We start from the raw sequence: 25,022 nt of genomic DNA, 5'->3' as shown, positions 1-25,022 counted from the left end.
AAAGCCCAGGGTTTCGCCCTGGGCTCTAACAACAACAAACATGGCCCTCAAGGACTCCGAAGCCGCCCTACTTGGCGTTACTAGCCTGTTTCGGCGGGACCAGGGTCTTCCCCTCTTCCAACTGAATCAGATCCAAAAGAACACTCTCGGCTTCCTGAATATCAGGACGCTTTAAGTACTCTTCCGTTTTCTTGGCCTTATTAGCGGTCTTCTTTGCCTTATCTTTTTTATCTTTTTCATTTTTATCTTTAAGCACTTCGCTGACACGGATCACTTTGCCGCGCGCTTTGGCCTTATTCAGCTCATCTACGATTTTCTTAAACTCGTCGTTCTTCGCCACACGCTCGGAAGATCTGTCGCGCAAAGATTTCAACCACTCTGGTTTGATCTCTTTCCACATCCCCGGACCTTCTTTCACATAGGCATCCGGCGACAAGAAAGGTTCAATCGTTTTTGGCGGCAAAGAGTAATCCATGTACTTCTCACCGATATCATCAGTACTGAAAGGACCTGGCAACACCACGTCTGCATCGACACCACGATGCTGAGTGGATTTACCGCCCGGAACAAAGAACATTCCCACCGTCACCTTGATTGCACCCAAGTTGTTTGGAATAGGAAGAACAGACTGCACACTTCCTTTACCGTAAGTGTGGTCGCCACCGACAATCACTGCTCGTTTATAATCTTGCAAAGTCCCTGACACGATCTCGGAAGCGGACGCGGAAATACGGCTGGTCAAAACAACCAAAGGCCCCGCCCAGTCCACAGTCGGATCCGTATCACGAAGAGCCGATTCGGCACGCCCTTCATTCTTAGACGATTGTTTTACAACATTTCCAGTTTGGAAGAACAGACCCGCAATCTTCACGGCGTCTTCTAAAGAGCCTCCACCGTTATTGGAAAGATCCAAGACCAATCCATCCGCTTTCTTTTCATTAGCTTCTTTCACGAGCTTCTTCATGTCTGCCGCAGAAGAGCGTCCACCGCGTCGAGAATCGGCATAGAAGGACGGGAAGTTGATAATTCCCAACTTCTTTTTCTGCCCGTTGATTTCTCTGTCCACGAACGTGATAGAAGCCGCCTCGTCTTCAAGATTTACTTTTTCACGAGTCAACGTCACATCAAAACGTTTTTTACCGTCGCCTGATTTACGCAAGATCGTCAAACGCACTTTCGTGCCTTTGTTCCCGCGAATCTTTTTAACGACGTCTTTTAAATCCATGTCGATCACGTTTTCCATCGGACCTTTTTCCTGACCGACAGCTACGATCTTATCTTGAGGCTCAATCTGCCCTGATTTGGCAGCAGCTCCACCAGGAACCAACTGTTCAACAACAGTAAAGCCATCTTGAGAAGAAAGAGTCGCGCCAATTCCTTCCAATGACAAACGCATTTGAATTTCAAAATCTTCAAGAACGTCACGAGAGAAAAAGCTGGAATGTGGATCTAAAGCTCTTGCAAAAGAATCCAAATATCCTGAATACAGATCATCCACAGTGGTGTCTTGAGTTCTCTTTACCGCACGTTCGTAGTTTTTTGCGACATTCTTTTTGGCTTCTTCCAACTTCATGTCTGTCGCCAAATAATTTCCGATTTGGAACTGGATGTATTTCTTTAAATACTCATTGGCCTCATTGCCATCCTTCGGCCACGCTTTTTTCTCGGGATCAAAAGTGAACTCCGTCGTTGCATCAAACTTAAAATCTTTTCCAAGATACGTTTTAGCAAAAGACGCACGATCTTTCACTCTCTCTAGGACAATCTTTTGTGTTTGCTCTAGGAAACTGCAATCGCGATTTTTTGTTTTCTCAAAAACATTTCCACTGATTTTTTTAATTTGATCTACGTCAGCTTGAGTTAAATAAATTTTTGAAGGATCCAATCTTTTGAGATACTGATCAACCACGCGATTCTGTAAATCCGCATCACGATTAGAGTACTTAACGTGATTCGCCAAGAAGCCTTGCTCAATGACTGTAAGATAACGGCACTCTAAACCCTCTTTTAATTGGGCAGATGCCAGTGACGAGATTGCCAATGAACCGGCAATAATGAAACCTTTAACACCTCTAGAGAATGAACTCATGATGATCCTTCCGTGTCCGCGCTCCCTCTGGGAGCCATCGTGATTTCATTAGATTATCAAAGATTTATAAGAGAGCATTCAATTTATGAAGCTCGTCATAAATTAGGACGTGGAAGAAACATTAAGACTTTCGTCGATCTTCTTCAAAAAAGGAAAGTTGTGAGAGGTTCTCTACTTTGTCCGCGCGCAAGCCCCCTGCCTTTACTTCATGTTTCACAAAACTTCCGTGCTGAGTTTCGATCATGAAGAAGGACATTTCAGGGTACCTCGCCTTTAGTCGAGTCATCTCTTCAAGGATAAGCTGAATATTTTTAGGATCATCATCAGACATTCCAAAGCGGTGATGAGGATTGTAGCCATAAACTTCGATGGCTTTTTCCACACTTGCGCGAATAGCTCGTTGCTTCAGCTCCGCGGTGCCTTCTTTAAACTCAGGATCCCCCAACTGCACACGAGTCTCTTTGTGACTTACTGGGTAGACACTCAGATAGTTGGGCTCTAAAGGAAGAACTCGATTTTGCACAAACACCCGAATCCCATCTTTCAGCGTTTCAGGATGATGTCCACGTGCCGTAATAACCGAAAGAGGCCGTTGATTGAAAGCGGCATGATAGAAACATTCCCAAGAAGGTCCCTTCCACTGAAAATCAGCAAATCCCAAAGCTTCGGCAACGTCTTGAACAAAGACCTGCTTCTTACCTTGCAACTTTGCTAACTCATCAATGTGATGGTCTCGAAAATTTCGGAAGGTCCCGGTCATATCGCAGTAATCAATATCATACTCTTCATACAAACCGGATTTACCAATGGATTGATGATATTGCGCAAAATCTCCACTGGAAATCTGCACTTCACGACGATCCTGTTTATGGAAAAGAATCAGAGGCGTAGTAAGAAAAGCAATGTTATCGTCGAAATCAAAAAAATAAAAACTGCGCCCACCTTTATCGAAGTTTCTATCCTTCTCAGGTGCGCGATTGATTCCTAACTCCAACTGTCCCTTACGGGGACTGTCGCTCATAACAACTCCACTTTCTAACTAAAGTTGGAGTGAATTTAACAAAGAAACCCCCTCTGGAAAAGGGGGATGAACAAATTACTTTTTCTTCTTACGAGTGACTACTTTTTTGACACCAAGAGCTTCGGCTTTTTCTTTTGCGGTCCCCGCCTTCTTCAGGCTCTTCTTCGGAGCGGCTTTCGCAGAAGCTCCTTTGCCTTTCCCCTTCGCCTTGGTGCCGCCCTTCTCATTGATTAGAGCCACGGCTTGCTCCAGGGTCACCGTTTCTGGGGTTGCTCCTTCAGGAAGAGACACATTCACTTTTCCACTCTTAATGTAGGGCCCATAAGGTCCATTATAAACTTGAATCGCCTCCCCAGAATCCGGATGAGCACCAAGCTCTTTCAATGGGGCTGCCTTACCACGGCCTTTTTTGGGCTGACTTAGCATCTCGATGGCTCTCTCAAGAGTGATCGTAAAAATGCTTTCTCCTTTTGGAATCGAGCGATAGTCCCCTTCATGAACCACGAAAGGACCAAATCGTCCCAAGCCCGCTTTGATATCCTTGCCCGTGCCGGGATGTTTCCCCAAGGTTTTCGGCAAAGACAAAAGATCCAACGCCATTTGCAAATCAACTTGCTCAGGCTGAACGCCCGGAGGCAAGGATGCACGCTTGGGTTTGTCGTTCTCTGGAGACACATCTCCCAACTGAACATACGGGCCATAACGACCACTTAAAACATAAATGGGCTCGTCCGTTTTCGGATCTTTTCCTAAGGCGTCAGCTCCATTAATTTTTTGATCAATCAATTTCTCAGCAATCTCCGGTGTGATATCCGCCGGAGACTCATTGTCAGGCAAAGACGCGCTGACATCTTCTCCATCCCGTTTGGCTGTGAGGTAAGCACCATAACGTCCCACATGGAACTTATATTTATCCATGCCTTCCAAAGTCATGGTTCGCGCATCGTCTGGATCAATCTTTTCCTCTTGCGCATCCACGCGGGCGCGCAATCCTTTTGGCCCCTTGTAAACGGATGCCAAATATTTTTCCCAATCCAAGTCGCCATCAGCGATATTATCCAGGCTTTGCTCCATTTCAGAGGTAAAACCCAAGTCCACATATTCAGAAAGATAATTGCCTAAAAGTTTTGAAACGATCATCGCCGTAAAGGTCGGCACCAACGCTGTTCCGCTCTTACGAACATATCCACGATCAATGATCGTTCCGATAACAGAGGCGTATGTTGAAGGACGACCAATACCTTCTTTTTCCATCGTCTGTACAAGGCTCGCCTCGGTATAACGAGCGGGTGGTTTGGTTTCATGAGACGTCGGATCCAATTTCGCGCACTTCACGCCGTCTTTCACTTTCAACGCCGGCAAACGCACTTCTCGTTCCGCCAAATCTGCTTCTGGATCATCACTGCCTTCCACATAAGCGCGCAAGAACCCCGGAAACTCAATGGTCATTCCCGACGCTCCGAAAAGAGCGTCACCCACTTGAATTTTCGCACTGACTTGTTTCTGACGAGCATCCACCATTTGCGAAGCAATCGTTCGTTTCCAAATCAAATCATAAAGACGGAACTGAGTTCCTGTGAGACCCGTTTCATCCGGATCCATAAACTGATTTCCAGCAGGACGAATCGCTTCATGGGCCTCTTGGGCCCCCTTCACTTTTTTCGCCGCATAATTGCGCGGTTGCGGGGTCAAATATTCTTTTCCATATTTACCTTGAATACAGTCACGTGACGCCGTGATCGCCTCGTTCGACAAGAATGTCGAGTCGGTACGCATATAAGTGATGAAACCTTGTTCATACAGCTTTTGCGCGACTTGCATGGTCTCACGCGAACTCAAACCCAGCTTACGGTTGGCCTCTTGCTGCAAGGTCGAAGTGATGAAAGGAGGAGCTGGTTTTCTGAATGTGGGCTTTTCTTCCACATCGGTCACCGCCCAATTTCCCGACTTCAAATCTTTAGCAAGACCCGAGGCCGTCTTTTCATCAAGCACCAAGACGTCTTTGCCCGCCGTCAACTGCCCCGTCAGACCATCGAAGTCTTTTCCCGTGGCTACACGTTGATTTTTATACTGCTGAAGGCGAGATTCAAAGTTCACACCGTCCTTGGAAAGTTCGGCCAACACGCCCCAATAAGAAGACTTTTTAAAACGGATGCGCTCAAGTTCTCTTTCGGCGATCAAACGCACCGCCACCGACTGCACTCGGCCCGCCGACAATCCGTAAGCGACCTTCTTCCATAACAGTGGAGAAATCGTGTAACCCACCAAACGATCCAGAATACGACGCGCCTCTTGAGCACGCACCAAATTCAAATCAATTTCACGAGTGTCTTTCAGCGCTTTTTGAATCGCCTCTTTGGTGATCTCATGGAACACCATTCGTTTGGTCGGAACCTTGGGTTTCAAAACCTCCAACAAATGCCAACTGATCGACTCCCCTTCGCGGTCTTCATCCGTCGCGAGGTAAAGCTCTGAGGCTTCTTCAAGTTTGTCTTTGAGGTTCTTCACCACTTTGGTTTTATCTTTGGGAACACAGTACAGAGGTTCAAAGTTTTTATCGACATTGACTCCCAACTGCGCCCATTTTTCTTTTTTTACTTTTTCAGGAATGTCTTTTGCCGACTGTGGAAGATCGCGGATATGCCCCATGCAGGACTCCACCACATAATCCTTCCCCAAGAACTTACGAATCGTCTTTGCCTTTGTGGGAGACTCCACAACGACCAATTTGATTCCATCAGATGCGTCACTTTTTTTAGCCATGATAAGTCCTTATCCGAACTCGCCCAAAGTCGATGGCGTAGCCCGTACTATATATATAGACAAAAAATGAAGGTGATTGCCTTAAGGTGCAAGTCTAATTTTTAACAAGCCGTACCAAAGGACTCGAACATCTCTTCATACTTTTTGGTCTCAAAGCGCTTTTTCCGGTAAGTTTGTAGTATGAAAAACATCTCTGAGTTCTCCGATTCTTTGCGTTTTCTTCTCACGGATATCGACGACACCCTGACCGACGACGGGCACCTAGGTCCTGAAGCTTACGAGGCTTTATGGAAACTTTCACGTTCTGGCCTTCACGTAATTCCCGTCACCGGTCGTCCAGCAGGCTGGTGTGAAATGATCGCACGAGTTTGGCCCGTGAGTGGCATCATCGGAGAAAACGGCGGCTTCTATTTTAGGTATCACAACAAGAAGATGCATCGGCATTTTTTCTTTGATGAAAAGACGCAAAAAGAAAATCGCACAAAACTTCAGCAAATAGAAAAAGAAATTCTTCATAAGGTTCCCGGATGCGATCTTGCCAGCGATCAGTTTTGTCGCTTAATGGATCTGGCCATTGATTTCTGCGAAGATGTGCCCGCCCTTCCGCGCAGTGAAGTGCAAAAGATCGTTTCCATTTTTGAATCCCATGGCGCCCAAGCCAAAGTCAGCTCGATTCACGTCAATGGGTGGTTTGGCAGTTATGACAAACTCACCATGTCTTTGCGTTTCCTGGAAAAGGAATTTGGAGTCAGCGCAGACGAAGCAAAAAAAGTATGCGGCTTCAGTGGAGACTCCCCCAATGACGAGCCCATGTTTCGGTACTTCCCCCACAGCTTCGCAGTTGCCAATATTCAGAATTTTATAGACCAGATTAAGGATAAGCCGGCCTATATCACTCAACAACGTGGCGGCTTGGGGTTCACGGAGATCGCGGCGGCCATTCTTAAATAGCCCACCCCCGGGGTCTGTAAAGAGGCTGCACACGAAAGTTTACATCTCATAAAGTCCACATTGAGCTCTCGCTCAAGTCGCCTTATATTAGCGGCCACGAATCGAGGACTTTATGAAGGCATCAATCTTCACCCTCTTATTAATCTCACTGATTTTTTCAGCAACTCCCGCTTACACTCAGGAACTTTCTGATCTTGAAAACAGCTGTGACACCTACTACGACATCGAAAACAGTCTGCGTTGCGGGTATCAATCCTATATCAGAAAATTTGCCCTGCCTTACTGCCAAGAGTATCTCAGAAGACACGATTCCTTTTCCCCCGCCGGGCAGGTTGTCGCCAAAGGCATTCGCGCTTGTCTGCAACAAGAACTGCTAGCCAATCTTTACGAAAATCCCGATCTTTCCTGTAACAACATTCAAAGCATCGGCATCCGCTCTCACTACAAGTGCTACATCGAGGCGGGCTTTTGCGAGCTACCCAATCCCGATCTTGTTCTGATCATGTGGATCGCCAAAAGACAGGTTTTCAACGCCGAAATCATGGCCACCTTCATGGATGTCGTGGGTTATTGTCAGCGAGGCTCCCCTTAAGAGCCTCGTCTGCAGGTTTTGTCTGCTTCCTTGACGATTTCTAAACCTTTAGAAACGAGCTTTTCTTACTCATTCGTCTCACTTCAAGAATTTATTTTTCCTGCTTAAAGGGACATTTTCACGAATTGCTCTGTGAACTGTTCACCCTTCAGACATTCTTATGTTATCCACGATCTTCTGCAAATTTCTTCGACAGCAATTTTTTAAAATCTGCATTTTCCGTAAACACACAAAATTATATTTTTTCCTGCCCATTTTTATTTTTCAGAATTTCCTCTAATCTGTTTTTGGATCTCAAGAGGAGGGACCACCATGAACAAGCAAGCACTCGTTTCAGCATTGTTAGCGATTGGATTTCTTGCAGGATGCAACAACAACATGTCAGCCGTTGATGCCGCCAGTGAAAACGCTCCACAAAGTGTCCAGAACACTTCCGAAGCACAAAAGATGCTTCAAGAACTTGAAGCGACACTAAGAGCCACACAGAATTCCGGCAGCGCCTCAGCCCAGAAAATCACGACCACCGGAATTTCACTTAACAACTCTCAGATCAGCACTATTATTGGCATGGCCAGCTCTGCCCTTGGCGGTGCCGGGCTCAGCAACAGCAATGATCTCAGCGCGATCCTTCCTGTTCTTATTGGCGGGGCTTCTCAAGGTGTCGGCGGACTGGGACTTCCCACCGGGCAGGCCACAGATCTTTTAGCTCTTATTGGCAATGGCTCCCTGGGATCAATTCTTGGTTCTGCCTCGGGAACGGGAGTTCCCACCGATCTTATTCAGACTCTCACCGGCTCCCTCTTTCAGAATCTGCCGAACGCAGGAATCTCTTCCGGAAATATTTCTCAAGTCGCGGGATCTTTGATTGGATCTCTGACGGGAAACCTCGGCTCAACAGGATTAGGCTCTGGTGATCTTTCAAGCATCATTCAAAGTATTTCTTCTGGCGCCGTGTTGGGTATCGGCGGCATCAATGGGACCAGCGGTCTGAACTCCACTTTATTCTCAAGTATTCTTTCACAAATTGGTGCTGGCTCTGTTCAAGGCATTTCAGGAATTGCCCTTCCTGGCGGAATGAACGCCTCTTTACTACAAACTTTGTTAGGCTCTTTCGCTTCGGGTTCAAACTTGGGATTGGGTCAACTGGCGGGTTCTCAAGTGATTAACAACTCGGCCATCACGACATTGCTGGGCAGCTTGATGCAGGGACAAAACGCGGCTCTTCCCAATATCGGTTTGGGATCAAATCAACAACAGACCATGGCCGCCTTCCTACAAATGCTTCTTGCAAATCTTGGTCGCTAAGTCGATGCCATAAAAAACCCCTCTTTTCTCGAGAGGGGTTTTTCTTATAATCACCTTTATTTAAAAAATCTAGGCGCCCGCAAAACTCAACGACTTCACCAAAACATCAGGGCAAATCATCGAGCTGCCGGGTTTATTGTATTCATTCCCCAGATCTTCGATATCTCGTAGCAGGTCTAAAACATTCCCCGACATCACAAACTGATCGATGGGGCCGATGCACTTGCCGTTCTCATATAAGAATCCTTCGGCCGGCATCGAGAAGTCTCCGGTGGTTTCCTTGAAGCCGGCGTGAAGACCGCCTGAAAACTCGGTCAGATGAACTACCTTCGTATGAGAAGCCAAAAGTTCCTGCAAAGATTTCGTTCCTTTTGCCACTAAAAGATTCGTCGGAGCAATCTCCAACTGAGACGCCGGACTTCGACGGGCGTGAGCCGTGTGAGGCAACTCCATCTTTTTTGCGTATTCCAAATTAGTCAGGAAGTTTTTCAGAACCCCCTTTTCAAAAAGAACCGTCTTTTGAGAAGAAGCCCCCTCATCATCAAAGGGTCGAACCGCACTGCCACGAAGTTCAAACGGATCATCCACCAGTTGAAACTTTTCGCTGGCAATTTTCTGTCCCAGCTTCCCTTTGAACAAGGACTTACCCTCGTAAACTTGTTTGGCTGAAAAATAAGAGTAAATCATTTGCAGCACCATCGGAAACTGCGAGCGATCAATCACCACGGCATAATTTCCCGTTGGCAACTTCTGTGCCCCTAGGCGAGAAAGAGCTTTGCGCACACCCTCCTCCGCCACTTCTTTGGTTTTAATATCTTGAAAAGAGCGAACAAAGAACCCCTCGCCATCCATCTTCGAAGATTCCCCCTCTTTCGCCAACGCATAAGCATAGCCGGAATAGTAGTTCTGTTTGAACTCTTGATCCAAACCTTCAGAGTTTAAAATGCGTTTAAAACTGACCGTCTCGCTAAATCCAGAATAGGGAACAGCCTGAACACGTTTATCCACGTTCAAACTGATCTCTTCCAAAAGACGAGCTACTTCCATCTTTTTATCCATGGTTACATTTTCCGGATTAAAAAGATGATTCATGGCCTGCACGGTTTGAGGTTTTACAAGCGGCACTTCCAAGCTCTCGCCTTTTTGCACGGTCTTGGCATTACTTAAAGCCTCACGATAGGTGCGCAACAAAGATTCATCAGAAAGATTCTCTGTGTAGGCGTACCCCTGACTGGCCCCCAGGATGACTCGCAGACCGGCCATCTGGGACTGCGTCGCCTCAAAAGACTCGAGCTTATTCTTTTGATAGCCAATGCTCAGGTCTTCACCGCCAGACAATAACATCTCGACCTTGGCGCCATCTTGACGAGCCAGTTCAACAATCTTTTGAAAATTTTCTTTAATAGCATCCATTATTTTGCTCTCCCGCCAACCATCAAACTTGAAACCAAGATTTGCGGCTGTCCCACTGCTGCTGGAATACTTCCACTCACAGAACCACACATGCCGCGGGCCAATTTTAAATCATTTGAAACCTTGGTGATCTTTCCAAGCGTGTCGATACCTCGGCCAATTAAACAAGCCCCTTTCACGGGCTCTTCGATGCGCCCGTTACGAATGATATAAGCCTCGCTCACTTGGAAGTTGTAGTCTCCCGTTCCAGGATTGACGGAACCTCCCCCCATTTTTTTTGCATACAATCCGTAATCCACATCACGAATCATATCTTCAAATGTGTCCTTCCCCGCCGCGATATAGGTGTTTCTCATACGCGAAGCGGGAGCATACTTGTAAGACTGGCGACGGCCACTTCCCGTGATCGCATGCCCCGTCTGAAGGGAGCCCATCTCATCGACGATATAAGACTTCAAGACTCCGTTTTCAATAAGAGTTGTTTTTTGTGTCTTGTTGCCTTCATCATCGATAGTCAAAGAGCCCCAACCATTCTGAATAGTCCCATCGTCAATCGCCGTGACACTTTCGTGGGCAATCTTTTGACCCAGCTTTCCACAAAACACAGAGGCGTCTTTGGCCACACTTGTCGTTTCAAGGCCATGCCCTGAAGCTTCATGGAAGATCACTCCGCCAAAACCATTATCAATGACTACCGGCATCTCACCTGCAGGGGCATAAGCCGCCGTCGTCAACATCATGGCACAGTCTGCGTTTCTCTCGGCAAGCTCTTTCAAATTGATCTGATCGTAAATTTCAGAAGTGCCCATATGGCCTTCATCTTCGGCGGCACTCTCTTTGACACCGTTATTTTCTACAAAGGTTTGCATACGCAAACGAGAATACGCTCGCTCATCATAAGCCATCACGCCGCGTGAGTTAGCGATTTGCACTCTTTGAAATTTCTCGTTCAAACCAGCCTCAACTTGAGTCACCGCCGCATGGCGCGCCCGTGAATACTGATCGAGGGAGTTCAGCCACTGAAACTTACGATCCCGATTCATCTCCCAGGGTTTTTCGCCATAAGTATGAATGGAATCAAAAGGCACTTGCATCAAGGGCATGGTTTTTTTTGCGACCCCGGCCCCACGCGTTTGGGCCGCATTCAGAGCCGCTTTAACCAAACCCGCTTCAGATAAATCATTGGTCGTGACATAGACAATTTCATGCTCAAAAAACAAACGAATCCCGGCTCCGTACAACTGACCGACAATGGCTTGTTCGGGCTTTGAATTTAAAACCGTGAGCTGTGAAGAATAGGTGTCCTCAAGAAAAATATCCGCAAAGTCCGCTCCCGTACTGAGGGCCGCATCCAGAGCTTTGGTAAGAATATGAGGTTGAACAATCATGACGCCTCCTTGATCTTGGCAGAATAGCCGAAAAAAGAGCCACCTCCATAATAGAAAAGATCAGGGCGCAGAAGAGACGCGCTAAGTATCAATATATGATACCATCCCAGAAAGTAGCTTTCCCGACCGATGTCCAGAGATAAAACAATCTAGCTCTTTCCACCCAACCGATACTCTTAAAAAGCAAAAACCCACCTCTTGCGAAGTGGGTTTTTTTAGCTGATCTCACAACAAGAAAATTACTTGCGGATCTTTGCTTTGATCATACGCTTTTTCTTAGCGATTCTTTTCATTCTGTGACGGATGCCTTTTTTTGATTTTCCTTTTACTGCCATTTTAAACTCCTTATGTTTCTTTAAACCTGTCTCCGCGAAGCCCCCAAAGGGACTTCCGTGTTTTACTTTTTATTCGTAGGTACGTTCATCAATGCTGCAAATGGGTTGTTAAACGGATTTGCAGGTTTCGCTGGAGGCCCAGAGGGACGTTGATCGCGACCTCCGCCACCACCGTGAGGACGCCCTCCGCCCGACGGTCTTGGACCACCCGTGCGTTGCTCAGGACGTCTTTCCCCACGAGGAGCTGAAGCCTCAGGAGCATCATCCATTTTCATAGTTAAAGAGATTTGGTTTTTAATCGTATCCACTTTAAGAACTTTCACGGTCACATGGTCACCGGGATTCACAACTTTACGAGGATCATCCACGAACTTATGAGACAACGCCGAGATATGCACAAGGCCGTCTTGATGAACGCCGATATCCACAAACGCTCCGAAGTTGGTCACGTTCGTCACGATACCTGGACAGATCATACCTTCTTGAAGGTCTTTCACCTCCATGATGTCGTCGCGGAATTGGAAAACCTTGAACGGATCACGAGGATCACGGCCCGGCTTTTCAAGCTCTTTCACGATATCATCAAACGTAAACTCACCAACAAGTTGTGCCCACTTGGTTCTTTGTGCCAAAAGTTTCTTCGCACCTTCACCAATCACTTCAGACAAAGAAACACCCAAGTCCTTCGCCATATCCGTCACAGCTTGGTAACGCTCGGGATGGATGCCTGTCGAATCCAAGATCTGTTTGCTAGAGGGGATTCTTAAGAAACCCGCCGCTTGCTCAAATACTTTTGCAGAGAACTTAGGGACCTTCAAAAGCTCCGTGCGATCTCCAAACAAGCTTTTCTTTCTGTACTCAACAATCCCTTTCGCCAAAGCCGGACCGATGCCCGCAACATGCGACAAAAGCGCCGCGGAAGCCGTATTCACATCAACACCCACGTTATTCACGCAGGATTCAACTACCGCTTCCAAAGACTTCTTCAGTTGCGACTGATTCACGTCATGCTGATACTGACCTACACCAATAGATTTAGGATCGACCTTTACAAGTTCCGCTAATGGGTCCTGCAAACGGCGAGCAATTGAAATGGCCCCTTTCACAGTGACATCAAGATCTGGGAACTCTTCACGAGCCACTTCAGAAGCTGAGTACACAGAAGCCCCGGACTCACTGACCATCACAACGGGAATATTCTTGCCAAGATCTTTCAATACTTTGCGCAAGAAAGACTCAGTTTCACGCCCCGCAGTTCCATTTCCAACCGCAATCGCTTCGATCTGAATCTGCTTAAGAACTTCACCAAACAAAACTTTGGCTTTTCTATCCGCATCATCACCCAAAGTGTAAAGGACCGTGTGAGAAATGAAAGCGCCCGACTTATCAATCAAAGCCACCTTACAACCCGTTCTTAAACCAGGGTCAACCCCCAGAACGCACTTTGGTCCATAAGGAGACCCCAGTAATAGTTTACGTACGTTTTCAGCAAACACCGTGATGGCATCTGCATCAGCCTTCTCTTTAAGAACACGGTGAACTTCATTCACCACCGATGGAAGGACGTAAACATTCAACGCCAAACGCGCACACTGTTTCAAATAATCACCAATGGCATTGTCGGGAGTCGAAGTCGCGAATTTTTCGTAAGACTTCAAGATATCTTCGTCATCACCCTTCACATCCACTGACAATTCTTCTTCTTGCCAACCACGTCTCATCGCCAAATAGCGGTGATTATTTTTAGCATCGAGAAGATTCTTAACGGGCTCTTCAAACTCTTTGTACATGTCGTACTTGGAGTTCGGCTTAAAGCCCTTCGCCGCTTTCGCAATCACGCGGCCTTTGTCGTTGTAGTTCTTCGCCACCATCGCACGCAATTCAGCGTCATTGGCGATTTTTTCGACGATGATGTCCTGAGCGCCCTTAAGCGCCTCTTCGTAGGTCATGATCTTCGCCGCAGGATTGAGGAAGTTCTTCGCCTTCATCTCCATGGTCAATTCGTCTTTGATCAGACCGTGACCCATGTCCCAGATCCACTGAGCCAAAGGCTCCAATCCCGCTTCGCGCGCGATGGTTGCCTTGGTCTTCTTCTTTTTCTTGAAGGGTTTATAGATCTCCTCAAGCTCACCCAAATCCCAAGAAAGCTCGATACGCTTTTGGATTTCTGCAGTCAGGTTGTTTTGCTCTCCAATCTCTTTGATTAAGAAAGCCTTACGCTTGATGATTTCGTTGTAAGTTTCGTGACCTTCAATCACCGCGCGGATTTGAACTTCGTCCAAATTGCCGGTTTTTTCTTTACGGTAACGAGCGATGAACGGGACTGTCGCGCCTTCCGCTGCAAGTTCGATCACAGCCTGTGCTGATTTTGCAGAAACGGTGGGAGCAATACGAGCCAAGTAACTCTGAAGAGCCTGATCCATAGAACCTCTAGATTTAATTGGGAAGTTAGAGTGATTAAATCAATTTATTTATGACGGAACATGATCAGACCATGAGTGGGGTCGTAAGGGGAAACCCCTACGCTCACCCGGTCGCCCACGACCACACGAATGTTAAAGCGTCTCATCTTTCCGCAAAGTTTAGCGTTGATGATCGCTTTATTTTCGAGTTCGATCTTATAGAGTCCACCCGCGAGGGCGTCGATCACTTTTCCATCAATTTGTACTAAATCGTCTTTTGCCATGCAGATAAATTAGTAGGTCAGATTGCAGTGCCTTGCAATAATTTTCTGCCCTATGACAGCTTCCTATTGCTGATCAGCATTCGTTTTCCATCCTCAAAAAGAACCTCTAAGCGGTCATATTCATTGGATAGAATAAATCCCCAGCCAAAGATCTTATGCTGCAAAGGAGTCTTTGCCTCAAATTGACCCGAAATACTGTAAGCAGGAGCCTTCATGCCTTTGTACTTTTCATGAAACTCATGCCACTTGACTTGATCTTCCGACATCCCGGACTTGTCAATTTTGACCTTTTTTTCTTTTTTGGGAGCTTCGACCACAACCTCAGCAGGAACAGCCTCGGCTTTCACTTTTTTCTCGGCTTTCGGAGCCTTTGCAGGGGCTGGAGGTGGTGGAGCCGCCTTTTTTTCAGGGGCTTTCGGCGCCGCTTTGGGAGCTTTTGTCGCCTTCACTTCTTTTGCTGCTGGTTTCGCAGCTTTTACAGGTTTTGCCGCCTTTGCGGGTGCCTTCGCCTTTGCAACGGGTTTCGCCGCCTTCTTGGCCTTTGCCGCAGGTGCTTCCTTTTTCGCAGCCTTTTTCGCCATCTCAGTTCCTCTCTTAATAAGGTGAGAAAAGATCAAAAGTGTTTAGTTAGCAGACTTATACTATCACCCAGTGTCTTGACATCAAAAAAATAATAGGAAAGTGTTAGCGCGAGGCATCACTATGATTACAGCTGAAGTTATTAAAGATCTCAATTCGTCAGACCTCTCCTTTGTGAGTGGTTCTTCTCAAGCCGTTGCCACAAAAGTTCGACCTCCCGAGTTTTGCGACTCTGAGAGTTTGGTTTTTGTCTCTAAAAAAGAGCAACTGGAAATCGCCCTGAAGGCCCAAGCCCCGATCATCGTGGCACACAAGGCCCTGCAAATCCCCACCGACAGCGCCGGAACGTTCTTCACAACCGGTTCTATTCAGTTGGGAATGGCCGCGATTCTTCCGCTCTTCGATGGCAAGATGAATCGTTTTAACCAAGAGACCAAGATTCACCCAACGGCCTCCATTCACCCGTCAGCTCACCTGGGCAAAAATGTGGGCGTCGGCCCCTTTGCGGTGATTGGAGAACACGCCAAAATTGGCGATGGCGCGACTTTAGGAGCTCATGTTGTTGTGGAGTGTTTTGCCGAAGTGGGCGACCACAGTCTGCTTCACCCCCATGTCTTCTTGGGGGCTTATTGCAGCGTAGGTTCTCACTGCGAAATCCATCCCAACACGACGATTGGATCTGACGGTTTTGCCTTTGCCACCGGCAAAGATGGAGTTCCCAAAAAGATTCCTCAGATTGGGAAAGTCGTCATCGGAAACAACGTGGAAATCGGTGCGAACTGCGCCATTGACCGCGCCGCTTTGACCGAAACTAAAATCGGCAACAACACAAAAATGGATAACTTGTGCCACATCGCCCATAACGTTGTTATTGGTGCGAACTGCCTGATCGCCGCAAAATTTAGCGTGGCGGGTTCAAGCACCATCGGCAATAACTGTATGTTCGGAGGCGAAGTTGCGGTCTCTGATCACGTTCAACTCTGTGATCACGTGATCGTTGCTGGACGCAGCGCCGTGACTAACGATATCACAGAACCTGGACAATACGGCGGATATCCCCTAGAACCTCTGCGTGACGCTCTGAAAACCCTGGCTAATAAAACCCATATTACCAGAATCAGAAAAGATATGGCTCGAGTGCTCAAACACTTGGGTCTTAATGCAGAATAAGGAGTTCGCTCATGTCTTATGAATTTTATAAAGTTCTTCACCTTTTAGGTCTTATGCTTTTGTTCTTCGGCTTTGGAGGACTTCTTGTAGCGGCCTACTCAAAGGCGGAGCTTAAGAAGGCTGCTCGCATCATGGGTTTCATCACACATGGACTGGGACTTCTATTTATTTTAGTGAGTGGTTTTGGAATGGCCGCTCGCCTTGGACTGGCTGCCGGCCTTCCAGGTTGGGTTCACGCCAAAATTGCGATCTGGGTTCTTTTAGGTGTGGGCATCTCTTTGGTTAAAAGAAAAGGATATATCGGCTGGCCTGTCGCCGTTCTTCTTTTGGGCTTGGGCACCTCTGCGGCGTTCATCGCCATCAATAAACCTTTCTAAGCCCTCTATTAAAAACTAAAAAAGTCCCTCGGAGTTTATCCCAGGGACTTTTTTATTGCTTTAATCTTGCTCTGCATTTTTTCAAAATGAGAACCTTCCCAATAAATTTGGTGGCACGTGGGGCATTCATAAAACTTATCGTAAAGTCCAAAAGTTTTCGCATCCACTCTGCCGACGACGGACTGTTTCTGAACTTCTTCAATTAAAGAGTTACAGCGAAAACATCGCGATAGCGGGTCTTCCGTCGCCAGAAAAGGATACTGCCGAAGTACTTCGAAAAGCTGCTCCTCCGGAGTTCCACTGATGACGAAATAAGCTCGCCCCTGGGGAATTCTCTGAAAAAAACGACGGTCTTTGGTAAGAATCAAGCGACTTTGTTCGTCAGCTTTAGCCAGCAGCTCATCATCTGTGGCTCCAGGAAGGTCGATCGTATCGACCCCCATCATACGCAGCCTCTTCACGAGGCCTAAGAGATTTTCATCAACTATAAATGGCTTTTGTTCATTCATGGCTTCAGATCGCAAGACACACTGTGGGTGCCTTGAGCGATCCGAACCCAGGTTACCTCTTTTGCGGAAACCTCAGAAGAACTTTCAAGCTCCCCAACCATGAGATTCTGCAAAATCAACACGGACTCAGGAAGAGGTGAGTTCATGTCATCTTCAATCAAGATCTGATACTGAATCATCTTTTGTTCGTCACCAAATTGAATCTGAGCAAAACGCCCCAGACGCTCTTCGATCATCAACGTCATCAGGGGTTGAGACTGTTCTTTAACAAGAACACCCTCAACAACAAAGCGGCAGGTGATGTTCTTATAGCTAAGAACCGGCATCACCGCCCATGCAGAAGAACTCATAAAAAGAAGAAGAAGTGGAATGATGTTTTTCATAAACCCTTGCGAATTAAAACATGCTGTATTTCAAGAAACGACACTCAATGTTTCCATTGAACACAAAGTGTTTACGGGTCGATTTAAGTTTGAGGTCCGCAATCAATTCTTTGTTTCCAGACAAGATCCACGCATCCCAACCCTTAAAGCGATGTTTCAAGGTGAAACCCAAATCACGATACACATCGCGCAGATTGTCTTCATCCCCGATACGAGCTCCATAAGGAGGATTCACTACGATCATGCCCTTTTCAACAGGAGGCTCCACCGTTGCCACAGCCTCTTTCTTAAACTCGATAACTTGATCCACACCGGCACGCTTGGCGTTGTCTTTGGCATTCTTTAAAACGCGATTGTCGATATCATAACCGTAGAACTTAAATGGAAGCTCTTCTTTTTCAGCATCCATGGCCTCTTGAACGACCTTTTCCCAAGCCGCTTCTTCGTAGTTCAACCAGTTTTGGAAACCGAATCTTTTGCGGTTGATACCAGGAGCGATATTCATGGCCATCATTGCCGCCTCAATCAAGAACGTTCCTGAACCACACATGAAATCCACCAAAGGACTTTGTCCGTCCCACTCGGTGACCTTCAAAAGGCCCGCCGCTAAGTTTTCCTTGAGGGGAGCCTCTCCCACCTCTTTACGATAACCACGTTTAAACAAGCTATCACCCGAGGTGTCGATCGCTACATTGAACTGATTCTTGATCGCACGCACATGAATTCGCAAAGATGGGTTCTCATTGTCCACGTCAGGGCGAACTCCAAATTTTTCACGGAACTGATCGACGATCGCGTCTTTCACCTTCATCGCCACAAAACGCTGATCGCGCATTTTGGATTCGCTGACACTCGCATCGATGGAGATCGTCTGTGTTGGCTTAATATATTTTGTAAAATCATGACGAAGAATTTGAGTGTAAAGCTCTTCCGGCTGATAGGCCGTGAAATCCAGAACAGGCTTCAAAATACGGCTGGCCAAACGAGAGTGAAGGTTCGCCTTGTAACAACCTTCCCAGTTACTTTCAAAAAAGACCCCACCGATATATTTATCAGTGACTTTAAGTCCAAGATCTTTGAGTTCTTTTTCTAGAGGTTCTACAAGTCCACGGGCTGTGGAAGCAAAAAATTGAGGCATGGGCTGGTCCTTTCTGTTGTTGAAGAAGGCCCAGTCCCTATGCGCTGAGCCTTCCTTACCGTCCAGCGCAGCCCGATTCTAAAGGCTACACCTCGCGATATTGTGGTCCCCCGCCCCCTTCAGGAACGGTCCACTCGATGTTTTCGAATGGGCACTTAATATCACAAGTTTTGCAGTGAATACAGTTGGTATAGTTAATTTGTAAGTCCTTCTTACCCGCTTCCTTCGTAGACGGCACCATTTCGTATACAGAGGCCGGGCAGAAATGATTACAGGGTGATTTGTAGTTGGGCTCACATACCGTGCGGCAGATATCCCCATCCTTCAAAATCAAATGGTTCGGGGAATCTTCATCATGCATGGTTCCGGTCAAATAAACGCTAGATAGTTTATCAAAGAACAGCTCACCATCCGCCTTCGGAAGCTTATTGTCCTCATGGTCTAAGCCATAGGGCCCCCACACGTCGATCACCTTTTCGGTGGTGTCCGCATCAATATGCTCAATCTTCATATGATCCTGCAAACCACGACCGCCGGTCATCTCTTGAAGACCAATCATAGGAAGTCCGGCCAAGAAACCTTTGCTCAAAGCCTGGTGGAAGTTACGAACACGATACAACTCGGATTTCACATAACTGCCTTCGATACGCTTTTCATACCCTTGAGTGGTGGCTTCCGTAAAGTCGCCGCCCTTCATAAGCCCTTCAATCACCGTCTCGGCCACCTGCATCCCCGACTTCATCGCCAAGTGAATACCTTTCAGCTTTTGCACGTCGACCATGCTGGCAGAGTCTCCGCACACCATGAAACCATCGCCATAAAGCTTCGGCATAGAGTACCAACCACCCGCAGGTAACGTCTTACCGCCATACGCGACAACTTTTCCACCCTTCAGCATACTTTGCATGAAGGGATGAGTTTTCAATTTTTGCAACTCGCGATGAGGATCCAACAATGGATCGTTCGTATCAAGATAAGCCACAAGTCCGACAATGATCTTGTCGCCCGGAAGAGTGTAAATGAAAGTTCCACCAATAGACTTCGAAAGAGGAAAGCCCATCGTATGAATCACTTGTCCCGCTTCGACCGTCCCCGCAGGCATCTGGATGATCTCTTTGACACCTTCTTCAAAGACTTCGGGGTTTTTACCCGCACGAAGATCCAATTTCTTTTCGACTTGTTTGAAAAGAGAACCACGAGTTCCCTCTGCAAAAATCACCACTTTGGATTTTAAAATCAAACCCGGCTCAAAGTTCGCCTTCGGTTTGCCGTTTTTATCACGCCCCTTATCGCCCGTACGCACACCGACAATTTTATTGCCTTCATACAACGCTTCGACGGCCGCAAAACCCGGGAAGATATTGATCCCTTTTTCTTCACACTTTGTCGCCAACCAACGGTTGAACTTGCTCAACGAAACGATGTAGTTGCCTTCGTTATGAAAAGGCGGAGGAGTGATCGGAAGTTTAAAAGAAAAATCAGAACCCAAATAGTAAACCGCATCCTTTTTCACTTCGGAATCAAGAGGACATCCCTCTTCCTTGAAGTTCGGAATCATTTCACCCAGGGCTTTCGGATTTAACACCGCTCCAGAAAAACTGTGAGCCCCCACTTCGGACGCCTTTTCCAGCACCACGATCATCTGTTCAGGAATCTGTTCACCTTGTTTGCGACCTGCGGAAACATCTTCATTGTGTTTTTGAATTTGGTTTTGCAAATGGAGCGCGCAAGAAAGGCCCGCAGCTCCGCCGCCGACGATCAAAACATCGACATCCATAGTCTCACGAGTTACACCTTCAGGAAGTTCATTATAAGTAGACATAGGGGTTCTCCAAAAAATACTACAGTTTAAATTAGACCTTTATTCCTCGACAGATTCTTCTTTGATCTCTGCCTGAGGAGCCACTTTTCGTGCCGGAGTTGAAAGCTGACTCTGCACCTTCAACTCTTCTTCATCGCGCCCCCCGGGGTAAAGACGCTTCTTCGCTTTTTGAGCAATCTCCGCATCACGAGCTTCGTCGTATTTGGGTTGCTCTGTCGCCTCCTCTTGAGCCCCAGCCTGGAAGCTGAAGGACGAGGTTAGCAAAAATAAAACAAAGAAAACTCGGATCATAATCCAGCTCCCTGGTTCTGCGCTGGGCGCATATTAAAAGCCAATTGAGAAAGTTGTCATTGAAATAGTGCAGGATTTCTAGTCTTTAGGCAACTGGAAGACGACGGTGAAACTTCATCGGAATCTGCTTACGAACCTTTTCGATTTGCTCTCGACGAAGTGTCGTCACTACAACCCCCGGGCGGCTTTTCTCAAGCTGCACCACCACACTTCCCCACGGCTCGATAACTAAACTATGGCCATAGGTTTCCCGTGTGCCCCCGTTTATGCCCCGATGAGTCCCCGCCTGAGCGCTCGCAATGACATAGGACTGACTCTCGATAGCTCGAGCTCTTAAAAGAATCTCCCAATGCGCTTCTCCCGTTTTCACAAGGAACGCGGCGGGCAACAATATCACATCCACCTCTTTACGAGCATACTGCGAAAAGAGTTCGGCAAAACGCACGTCATAACAAATCGCTTCACCAATACGCCATCCATCGACCTCAATCAGATGAGGTTTTTGCCCATGGCGAAACACGTCTGACTCGCGAATCGGCGTTTGCCCCTCGAGCTGAATATCAAAGAGATGCATTTTTTGATACGTGGGCTGCACAACTCCTTCAGGAGAAATCAAAACCGATGAATTGTAGAGATGACCATCGACATAAAGAGGAAGGGAACCGAGATGCAGATAAGTATTGTATTTTTTCGCCCACGCAGAAAGCTGCACAAAAGCGGGATGAGAAAGAGTAAACCCCTCTATTTTTTGGCCTTCGATCAAACGCAGATACAGACAATTTTCAGGGAAACTAACAAGACGAGGCTGAGAGCTTTTGAAAGTCTCTTCAAGCAAAGCTTCCATTTGCATCAGGTTGGTGTCCACATCATCAATGGATGTCATTTGCACGACAGCAACAACCAACTCCGAGCTCATGGGAATCTTACTCCGCTCCGGTCAAAACATTAGAGGTTCGCGCTTCTTTCACTTCGCGACAACTCCACTTTGCTTCTTCCAGATTTTTTCGAACGTTAGCAATAAACTCGACGCAAGAACTTGGATTCAAGCCCGAGCCGATCGTTTCATCCACGCCTTGTTTTGTATAAATCGCACGACATTTCTGATCCGTGCCCATTTCGACACGCAAAGTACGAACTGTCTTATTGCTTTTACACAAAACTAAAGATTCGCCGAGTTCAGCGGACGCCAACGACGAAAAAAAAAGCACCGCCATCGTCGCCGAGAACAGTGCTTTTTTGCTTTTTAATGCTGAGATTTGGTCCCGTTTCAAGCTGCCTCTCCTCTTTGGGTTGGGTGAAAATAATTTTTCTAAACCCAACTTAGATTTTACGCAGCTATGTCAGAGACTAAAATGAAGAGATCGCCTTAAGGACCAAATTTAGACTTTGTCTTAGGCAAACTTTGCCGCATTTAGCGCGACTCCAGAAGAGCTGGAGCCCCAGACCTATGCAGACTTAGACTTAGTCGCCTTTTTAGAAGTCTTCTTTTCTTTAGCAGCAGCTTCAACTAATTTCACATTGGAATAGTCGATGAAGCCTTCTTTTTTCAAAAGACCGTCTTTTTTGTCATAGTGTGTTTGTACTTTCACACCTTGAACTTTAACTTTCATGTTTTTAGCATCTACAGCCAAAACTGAACCCTTCTTACCTTTGTCAGAGCCAGTGATAACTTGTACTGTCGCGCCTTTTTTAACTTTCAATTTCATGACGGGCCTCTATTACTTTTTAGTGCTGATTTTTTTCTTAATTCTCATTTTAACAGCCATAGCTCTTTTAGAGAGCTTAGAGTCATCAGAATTAAGGATGTAGTTATCAAAACCGCCTACATGCTCCATATCGCGGATAGCACTAGCTGCGATTTGCAATCTCACCATTTGGTTCAAAGAACGGCTAAATATGCGTTTCTTTTGAACATTTGGTTGAGCTGTTGATTTAGTTTTAATGTTGGAGTGAGACACCAAGTTCTTTACAACAGGGCCTTTTCCAGTAATTTCACATCTGCTCATACTAAGCTCCTCTGGCTCGTCTTGGACCTTACGGTCCCTGGCTACAAGTCTGGGTCAACGCTTCCCTTCAAATTAAATAGGGGCGCCGCAAACAAGAAGTAACCATATAAAGTAAAAAGACACTTGATGGCAACTCTTTTTTCTTGTACACACAATAACTCGCTAACCAATCAGGAAATCGAAAGAGGATAGTAATGAAAAAGACAACTCGTAGCAAATACCGTCAGGAATTCTCAGGCGATCACGTTTTTGACTATAAAGATCCCGCTTCTTTGACTCGTTTCATCGGTGACGGTGGTAAAATCACTCCATCTAGAATCTCTAAACTTAGCGTAGCTCAACAGAAGAAAGTTGCTGCTGCTGTTAAGAAAGCTCGTAACTTGGGTCTATTGCCTTCTGGCACTGACGCTTACGATACTTTCCACAGAGCTGAAGCTATTTCTCCAGTTCCTTTCGAGATCTAATCAGGTCTTGTTGAAAATTTGAGATTTCCTTGATGGGAAGAAAAAAGCCGGTTTTAAACCGGCTTTTTTCGTTTAGTCAGCACGCACTCGCGACGTCCGCCACCAGCCCCACAGAGTGAAAACCATCATCACCATGTAACTTTTACTGGACCATTGATGCAAGACCGGACCTGGAATCCCCAGAAATGAGAGCTCCTCAAAGGGCACTCCCCAGTTGGCCAACCGCATCCCTAAAATAGGCAGCGCAAAAACAGTCCAAAACTGCAAAACCGCCACAAACCAAGCCATCTGCTCCAACCCTGCGCGGCGATACTCCCAAGTCATCATCCCCAACGGAAGACCGACAAAAAGAACCCCCGCGACCGTCGCGGCCACTTGGCGTTCCGGAATAAACTTAAAACTCATCGTTACTAGAACGATGACGATCACTTCGGCTAGCAAATATCCAAGAAAGGCGTTTCGTCTCATATCCAAGAAGTTAGTCCACCCCTTGGGACAACTCAAGACCTGCAGCGGCTCAAACTCATTTAAATCATTACCCACAGAAAACACGTCCGGCTTTCGCCTTGCACAATGGGTCTGGCAAGCAACTTAAACCTCACAAAGGACGGATCTATGAGCAAAAATGAAATCACTCTTTTGAAGCTTCAGTCAGAACTTAAATTTTTCGGATTAAATCCCGCAGAGTGGAGCCTGCAACAAGCCCAGGCTTTAAGCTATGTGATTCGAAATAAGCTGGATAAGAATTTCGCCCTCTATGGACGCCTTGAGTATCGCGATAAAAAACCCCGTTGGAAGTCCTTGGAGCTGGTGTCCCTTTAATAAGTTTCGCAACGAACCGAGAAAAGACTGCGATTCCAAATCTCCCGCTCGGGCAACACGGCGGTGGCCTTTTTAGGCTCCACAGTGGCTCGAGTGGGGTCCGTAGAAAACGGCGCTTCTTCTCCTGGCAACTTGGCCGTGACTCTTTGACGAAGAGCGGTCCACCCTTCCTCTCCGTTGGCTCTGATATAGATACTTTTTAGGCGGCAAAAGATCGCGATTTCCGCGTCCTGCATCCAGCCGAATCGCTCAAGCCCTGGCTCGGGAGGTTTGGTTCCCCACGCCAAGCGCACCATCAGCTCCAGTCCATCATTCAATGCCGACTTAACCTCATTCACATTGAAAAGCTGAGCCGTACATTCCCCCGAAGCCTTACCCACGTCGTCTGCCACTTTTTTAAGCACCATGAAATACTCATAACAAGATCCTGCACTGTTCCCCAACTGGCAGGCCTCTTTAGCTCGAACCAAAGTCGGAGGGATTTTGTTCTTCTTCACTTCCGTCGGAAAGATATTCCCCTTTTGCAGCTCACGGAGAGTGGCCTCCTGAGTGTCACAGACCGTATGCGGAGGGCTGACCAGCATGAAGACGCCAATACCAATTAAAATAGCCAAAAATGCGAGAAGTGGTTTCGGAAGCGAGTTAATGAAGTTTTCCATGAAAAAAAGAATAGCTTATGTTGTGCGTTAGTATCTAGTGATTTGACAACAGGCCCCTTAATTATTTATTGTCCACTCCTCGTCGGGGAGTAGCGCAGTCTGGTAGCGCATCTGGTTTGGGACCAGAGGGTCGTAGGTTCGAATCCTATCTCCCCGACCAATTTTTCAAAAAAGCCGAGTGGCATTGCAGAGGTTCGGTTCTACGGTTCTACGGTTCTACGGTTCTACGGTTCTACTCGCTCCATGGTGGGCAATTTCA

Annotated in this window: 26 protein-coding genes and 1 tRNA gene; 8 read left to right on the top strand and 19 right to left on the bottom strand. The window is 46.8% G+C overall.

Annotation, left to right across the window (positions count from 1 at the left end; all coding sequences use genetic code 11):
* Positions 1-67: 67 nt before the first annotated feature.
* From ACM64D_RS08235 to topA, 3 genes are all read right to left on the bottom strand, one after another.
* Positions 68-2,089, bottom strand: a complete 2,022-nt coding sequence (locus ACM64D_RS08235) for a S41 family peptidase (RefSeq protein WP_415062722.1) — start codon at positions 2,087-2,089, stop codon at positions 68-70.
* A gap of 121 nt (positions 2,090-2,210) precedes the next feature.
* Positions 2,211-3,110 carry a hypothetical protein gene (locus ACM64D_RS08230; protein ID WP_415062721.1) on the bottom strand — a complete coding sequence of 300 codons (900 nt, stop codon included), beginning with the start codon at positions 3,108-3,110 and terminating at the stop codon, positions 2,211-2,213.
* Between the two features lie 75 nt (positions 3,111-3,185).
* Positions 3,186-5,873: a type I DNA topoisomerase gene (topA, locus tag ACM64D_RS08225; protein WP_415062720.1), complete on the bottom strand. Its 2,688-nt coding sequence runs from the start codon at positions 5,871-5,873 to the stop codon at positions 3,186-3,188.
* A gap of 180 nt (positions 5,874-6,053) precedes the next feature.
* On the opposite strand from topA, the gene ACM64D_RS08220 reads away from it, so the two are divergent.
* From ACM64D_RS08220 to ACM64D_RS08210, 3 genes are all read left to right on the top strand, one after another.
* Complete coding sequence (locus tag ACM64D_RS08220) at positions 6,054-6,824, top strand: HAD family hydrolase (RefSeq protein ID WP_415062719.1); 771 nt, start codon at positions 6,054-6,056, stop codon at positions 6,822-6,824.
* 112 nt (positions 6,825-6,936) lie between these two features.
* The gene (locus ACM64D_RS08215; RefSeq protein ID WP_415062718.1) at positions 6,937-7,416 is read left to right on the top strand and encodes a hypothetical protein; all 480 of its coding nucleotides are present in this window, start codon (positions 6,937-6,939) and stop codon (positions 7,414-7,416) included.
* Between the two features lie 312 nt (positions 7,417-7,728).
* Positions 7,729-8,721 carry a hypothetical protein gene (locus ACM64D_RS08210; RefSeq protein WP_415062717.1) on the top strand — a complete coding sequence of 331 codons (993 nt, stop codon included), beginning with the start codon at positions 7,729-7,731 and terminating at the stop codon, positions 8,719-8,721.
* Positions 8,722-8,790: 69 nt separating this feature from the next.
* On the opposite strand, the gene ACM64D_RS08205 is transcribed toward ACM64D_RS08210, so the two are convergent.
* From ACM64D_RS08205 to ACM64D_RS08185, 5 genes are all read right to left on the bottom strand, one after another.
* Entirely contained in the window at positions 8,791-10,134 is a 1,344-nt protein-coding gene (locus ACM64D_RS08205) for a TldD/PmbA family protein (RefSeq protein WP_415062716.1), read from the bottom strand.
* Positions 10,134-11,522: a TldD/PmbA family protein gene (locus tag ACM64D_RS08200; protein ID WP_415062715.1), complete on the bottom strand. Its 1,389-nt coding sequence runs from the start codon at positions 11,520-11,522 to the stop codon at positions 10,134-10,136. The genes ACM64D_RS08205 and ACM64D_RS08200 overlap by 1 nt, the downstream gene beginning before the upstream one ends.
* A 397-nt stretch (positions 11,523-11,919) precedes the next feature.
* Entirely contained in the window at positions 11,920-14,280 is a 2,361-nt protein-coding gene (locus tag ACM64D_RS08195; RefSeq protein ID WP_415062714.1) for a helix-hairpin-helix domain-containing protein, read from the bottom strand.
* A gap of 44 nt (positions 14,281-14,324) precedes the next feature.
* Entirely contained in the window at positions 14,325-14,543 is a 219-nt protein-coding gene (gene infA, locus ACM64D_RS08190) for a translation initiation factor IF-1 (protein ID WP_088616707.1), read from the bottom strand.
* A gap of 50 nt (positions 14,544-14,593) precedes the next feature.
* On the bottom strand, positions 14,594-15,124 hold the full coding sequence (locus ACM64D_RS08185) for a hypothetical protein (protein WP_415062713.1): 531 nt from the start codon (positions 15,122-15,124) through the stop codon (positions 14,594-14,596).
* A gap of 121 nt (positions 15,125-15,245) precedes the next feature.
* Here ACM64D_RS08185 and lpxD point away from each other — a divergent pair, with 121 nt between their 5' ends.
* Together lpxD and ACM64D_RS08175 are read left to right on the top strand one after the other, a co-directional pair.
* Positions 15,246-16,292 carry a UDP-3-O-(3-hydroxymyristoyl)glucosamine N-acyltransferase gene (lpxD, locus tag ACM64D_RS08180; protein ID WP_415062712.1) on the top strand — a complete coding sequence of 349 codons (1,047 nt, stop codon included), beginning with the start codon at positions 15,246-15,248 and terminating at the stop codon, positions 16,290-16,292.
* An 11-nt stretch (positions 16,293-16,303) separates the two neighbouring features.
* Positions 16,304-16,669: a hypothetical protein gene (locus ACM64D_RS08175; protein WP_415062711.1), complete on the top strand. Its 366-nt coding sequence runs from the start codon at positions 16,304-16,306 to the stop codon at positions 16,667-16,669.
* Positions 16,670-16,704: 35 nt separating this feature from the next.
* On the opposite strand, the gene ACM64D_RS08170 is transcribed toward ACM64D_RS08175, so the two are convergent.
* The 9 genes from ACM64D_RS08170 to rpmB all read right to left on the bottom strand — a co-directional run bounded on the left by ACM64D_RS08170 (position 16,705) and on the right by rpmB (position 22,818).
* Complete coding sequence (locus tag ACM64D_RS08170) at positions 16,705-17,178, bottom strand: DUF5615 family PIN-like protein (RefSeq protein ID WP_415062710.1); 474 nt, start codon at positions 17,176-17,178, stop codon at positions 16,705-16,707.
* Positions 17,175-17,561, bottom strand: coding sequence for a branched-chain amino acid aminotransferase (locus ACM64D_RS08165; RefSeq protein WP_415062709.1), 387 nt, complete (start codon positions 17,559-17,561; stop codon positions 17,175-17,177). The genes ACM64D_RS08170 and ACM64D_RS08165 overlap by 4 nt, the downstream gene beginning before the upstream one ends.
* 13 nt (positions 17,562-17,574) lie before the next feature.
* Positions 17,575-18,699: a THUMP domain-containing class I SAM-dependent RNA methyltransferase gene (locus tag ACM64D_RS08160; RefSeq protein ID WP_415062708.1), complete on the bottom strand. Its 1,125-nt coding sequence runs from the start codon at positions 18,697-18,699 to the stop codon at positions 17,575-17,577.
* A gap of 85 nt (positions 18,700-18,784) precedes the next feature.
* The gene (locus tag ACM64D_RS08155) at positions 18,785-20,521 is read right to left on the bottom strand and encodes a 4Fe-4S dicluster domain-containing protein (RefSeq protein WP_415062707.1); all 1,737 of its coding nucleotides are present in this window, start codon (positions 20,519-20,521) and stop codon (positions 18,785-18,787) included.
* A 39-nt stretch (positions 20,522-20,560) separates the two neighbouring features.
* A complete protein-coding gene (locus ACM64D_RS08150; protein WP_415062706.1) occupies positions 20,561-20,812 on the bottom strand; it encodes a hypothetical protein in 252 nt (83 codons plus the stop codon).
* An 85-nt stretch (positions 20,813-20,897) separates the two neighbouring features.
* Entirely contained in the window at positions 20,898-21,728 is an 831-nt protein-coding gene (locus ACM64D_RS08145; protein WP_415062705.1) for a carbon-nitrogen hydrolase family protein, read from the bottom strand.
* Between the two features lie 7 nt (positions 21,729-21,735).
* Positions 21,736-22,083, bottom strand: coding sequence for a hypothetical protein (locus ACM64D_RS08140; protein ID WP_415062704.1), 348 nt, complete (start codon positions 22,081-22,083; stop codon positions 21,736-21,738).
* A 174-nt stretch (positions 22,084-22,257) separates the two neighbouring features.
* Entirely contained in the window at positions 22,258-22,518 is a 261-nt protein-coding gene (locus tag ACM64D_RS08135) for a KOW motif-containing protein (RefSeq protein ID WP_374715983.1), read from the bottom strand.
* Between the two features lie 12 nt (positions 22,519-22,530).
* Complete coding sequence (rpmB, locus tag ACM64D_RS08130; RefSeq protein ID WP_415062703.1) at positions 22,531-22,818, bottom strand: 50S ribosomal protein L28; 288 nt, start codon at positions 22,816-22,818, stop codon at positions 22,531-22,533.
* Positions 22,819-23,012: 194 nt separating this feature from the next.
* Here rpmB and rpsR point away from each other — a divergent pair, with 194 nt between their 5' ends.
* Positions 23,013-23,282 (top strand): 30S ribosomal protein S18, encoded by a 270-nt coding sequence (gene rpsR, locus ACM64D_RS08125; RefSeq protein WP_415062702.1) that lies wholly within the window; start codon positions 23,013-23,015, stop codon positions 23,280-23,282.
* 72 nt (positions 23,283-23,354) lie between these two features.
* Here rpsR and ACM64D_RS08120 read toward each other — a convergent pair whose 3' ends face one another.
* On the bottom strand, positions 23,355-23,825 hold the full coding sequence (locus tag ACM64D_RS08120) for a hypothetical protein (protein WP_415062701.1): 471 nt from the start codon (positions 23,823-23,825) through the stop codon (positions 23,355-23,357).
* 72 nt (positions 23,826-23,897) lie between these two features.
* Here ACM64D_RS08120 and ACM64D_RS08115 point away from each other — a divergent pair, with 72 nt between their 5' ends.
* Positions 23,898-24,104 (top strand): hypothetical protein, encoded by a 207-nt coding sequence (locus tag ACM64D_RS08115; protein ID WP_415062700.1) that lies wholly within the window; start codon positions 23,898-23,900, stop codon positions 24,102-24,104.
* Here ACM64D_RS08115 and ACM64D_RS08110 read toward each other — a convergent pair.
* Entirely contained in the window at positions 24,101-24,763 is a 663-nt protein-coding gene (locus ACM64D_RS08110; RefSeq protein ID WP_415062699.1) for a hypothetical protein, read from the bottom strand. The two genes, ACM64D_RS08115 and ACM64D_RS08110, sit on opposite strands and share 4 nt — an antisense overlap.
* Before the next feature lie 83 nt (positions 24,764-24,846).
* Here ACM64D_RS08110 and ACM64D_RS08105 point away from each other — a divergent pair.
* Positions 24,847-24,923, top strand: a tRNA-Pro gene (locus ACM64D_RS08105).
* Positions 24,924-25,022 lie beyond the last annotated feature (99 nt).

Origin of the sequence: Bdellovibrio sp. (genome assembly GCF_047637665.1) — a bacterium.
In the GTDB taxonomy this organism is placed as follows: Bacteria; Bdellovibrionota; Bdellovibrionia; order Bdellovibrionales; family Bdellovibrionaceae; genus Bdellovibrio.
This window is presented reverse-complemented; position numbering and strand designations above follow the sequence as displayed.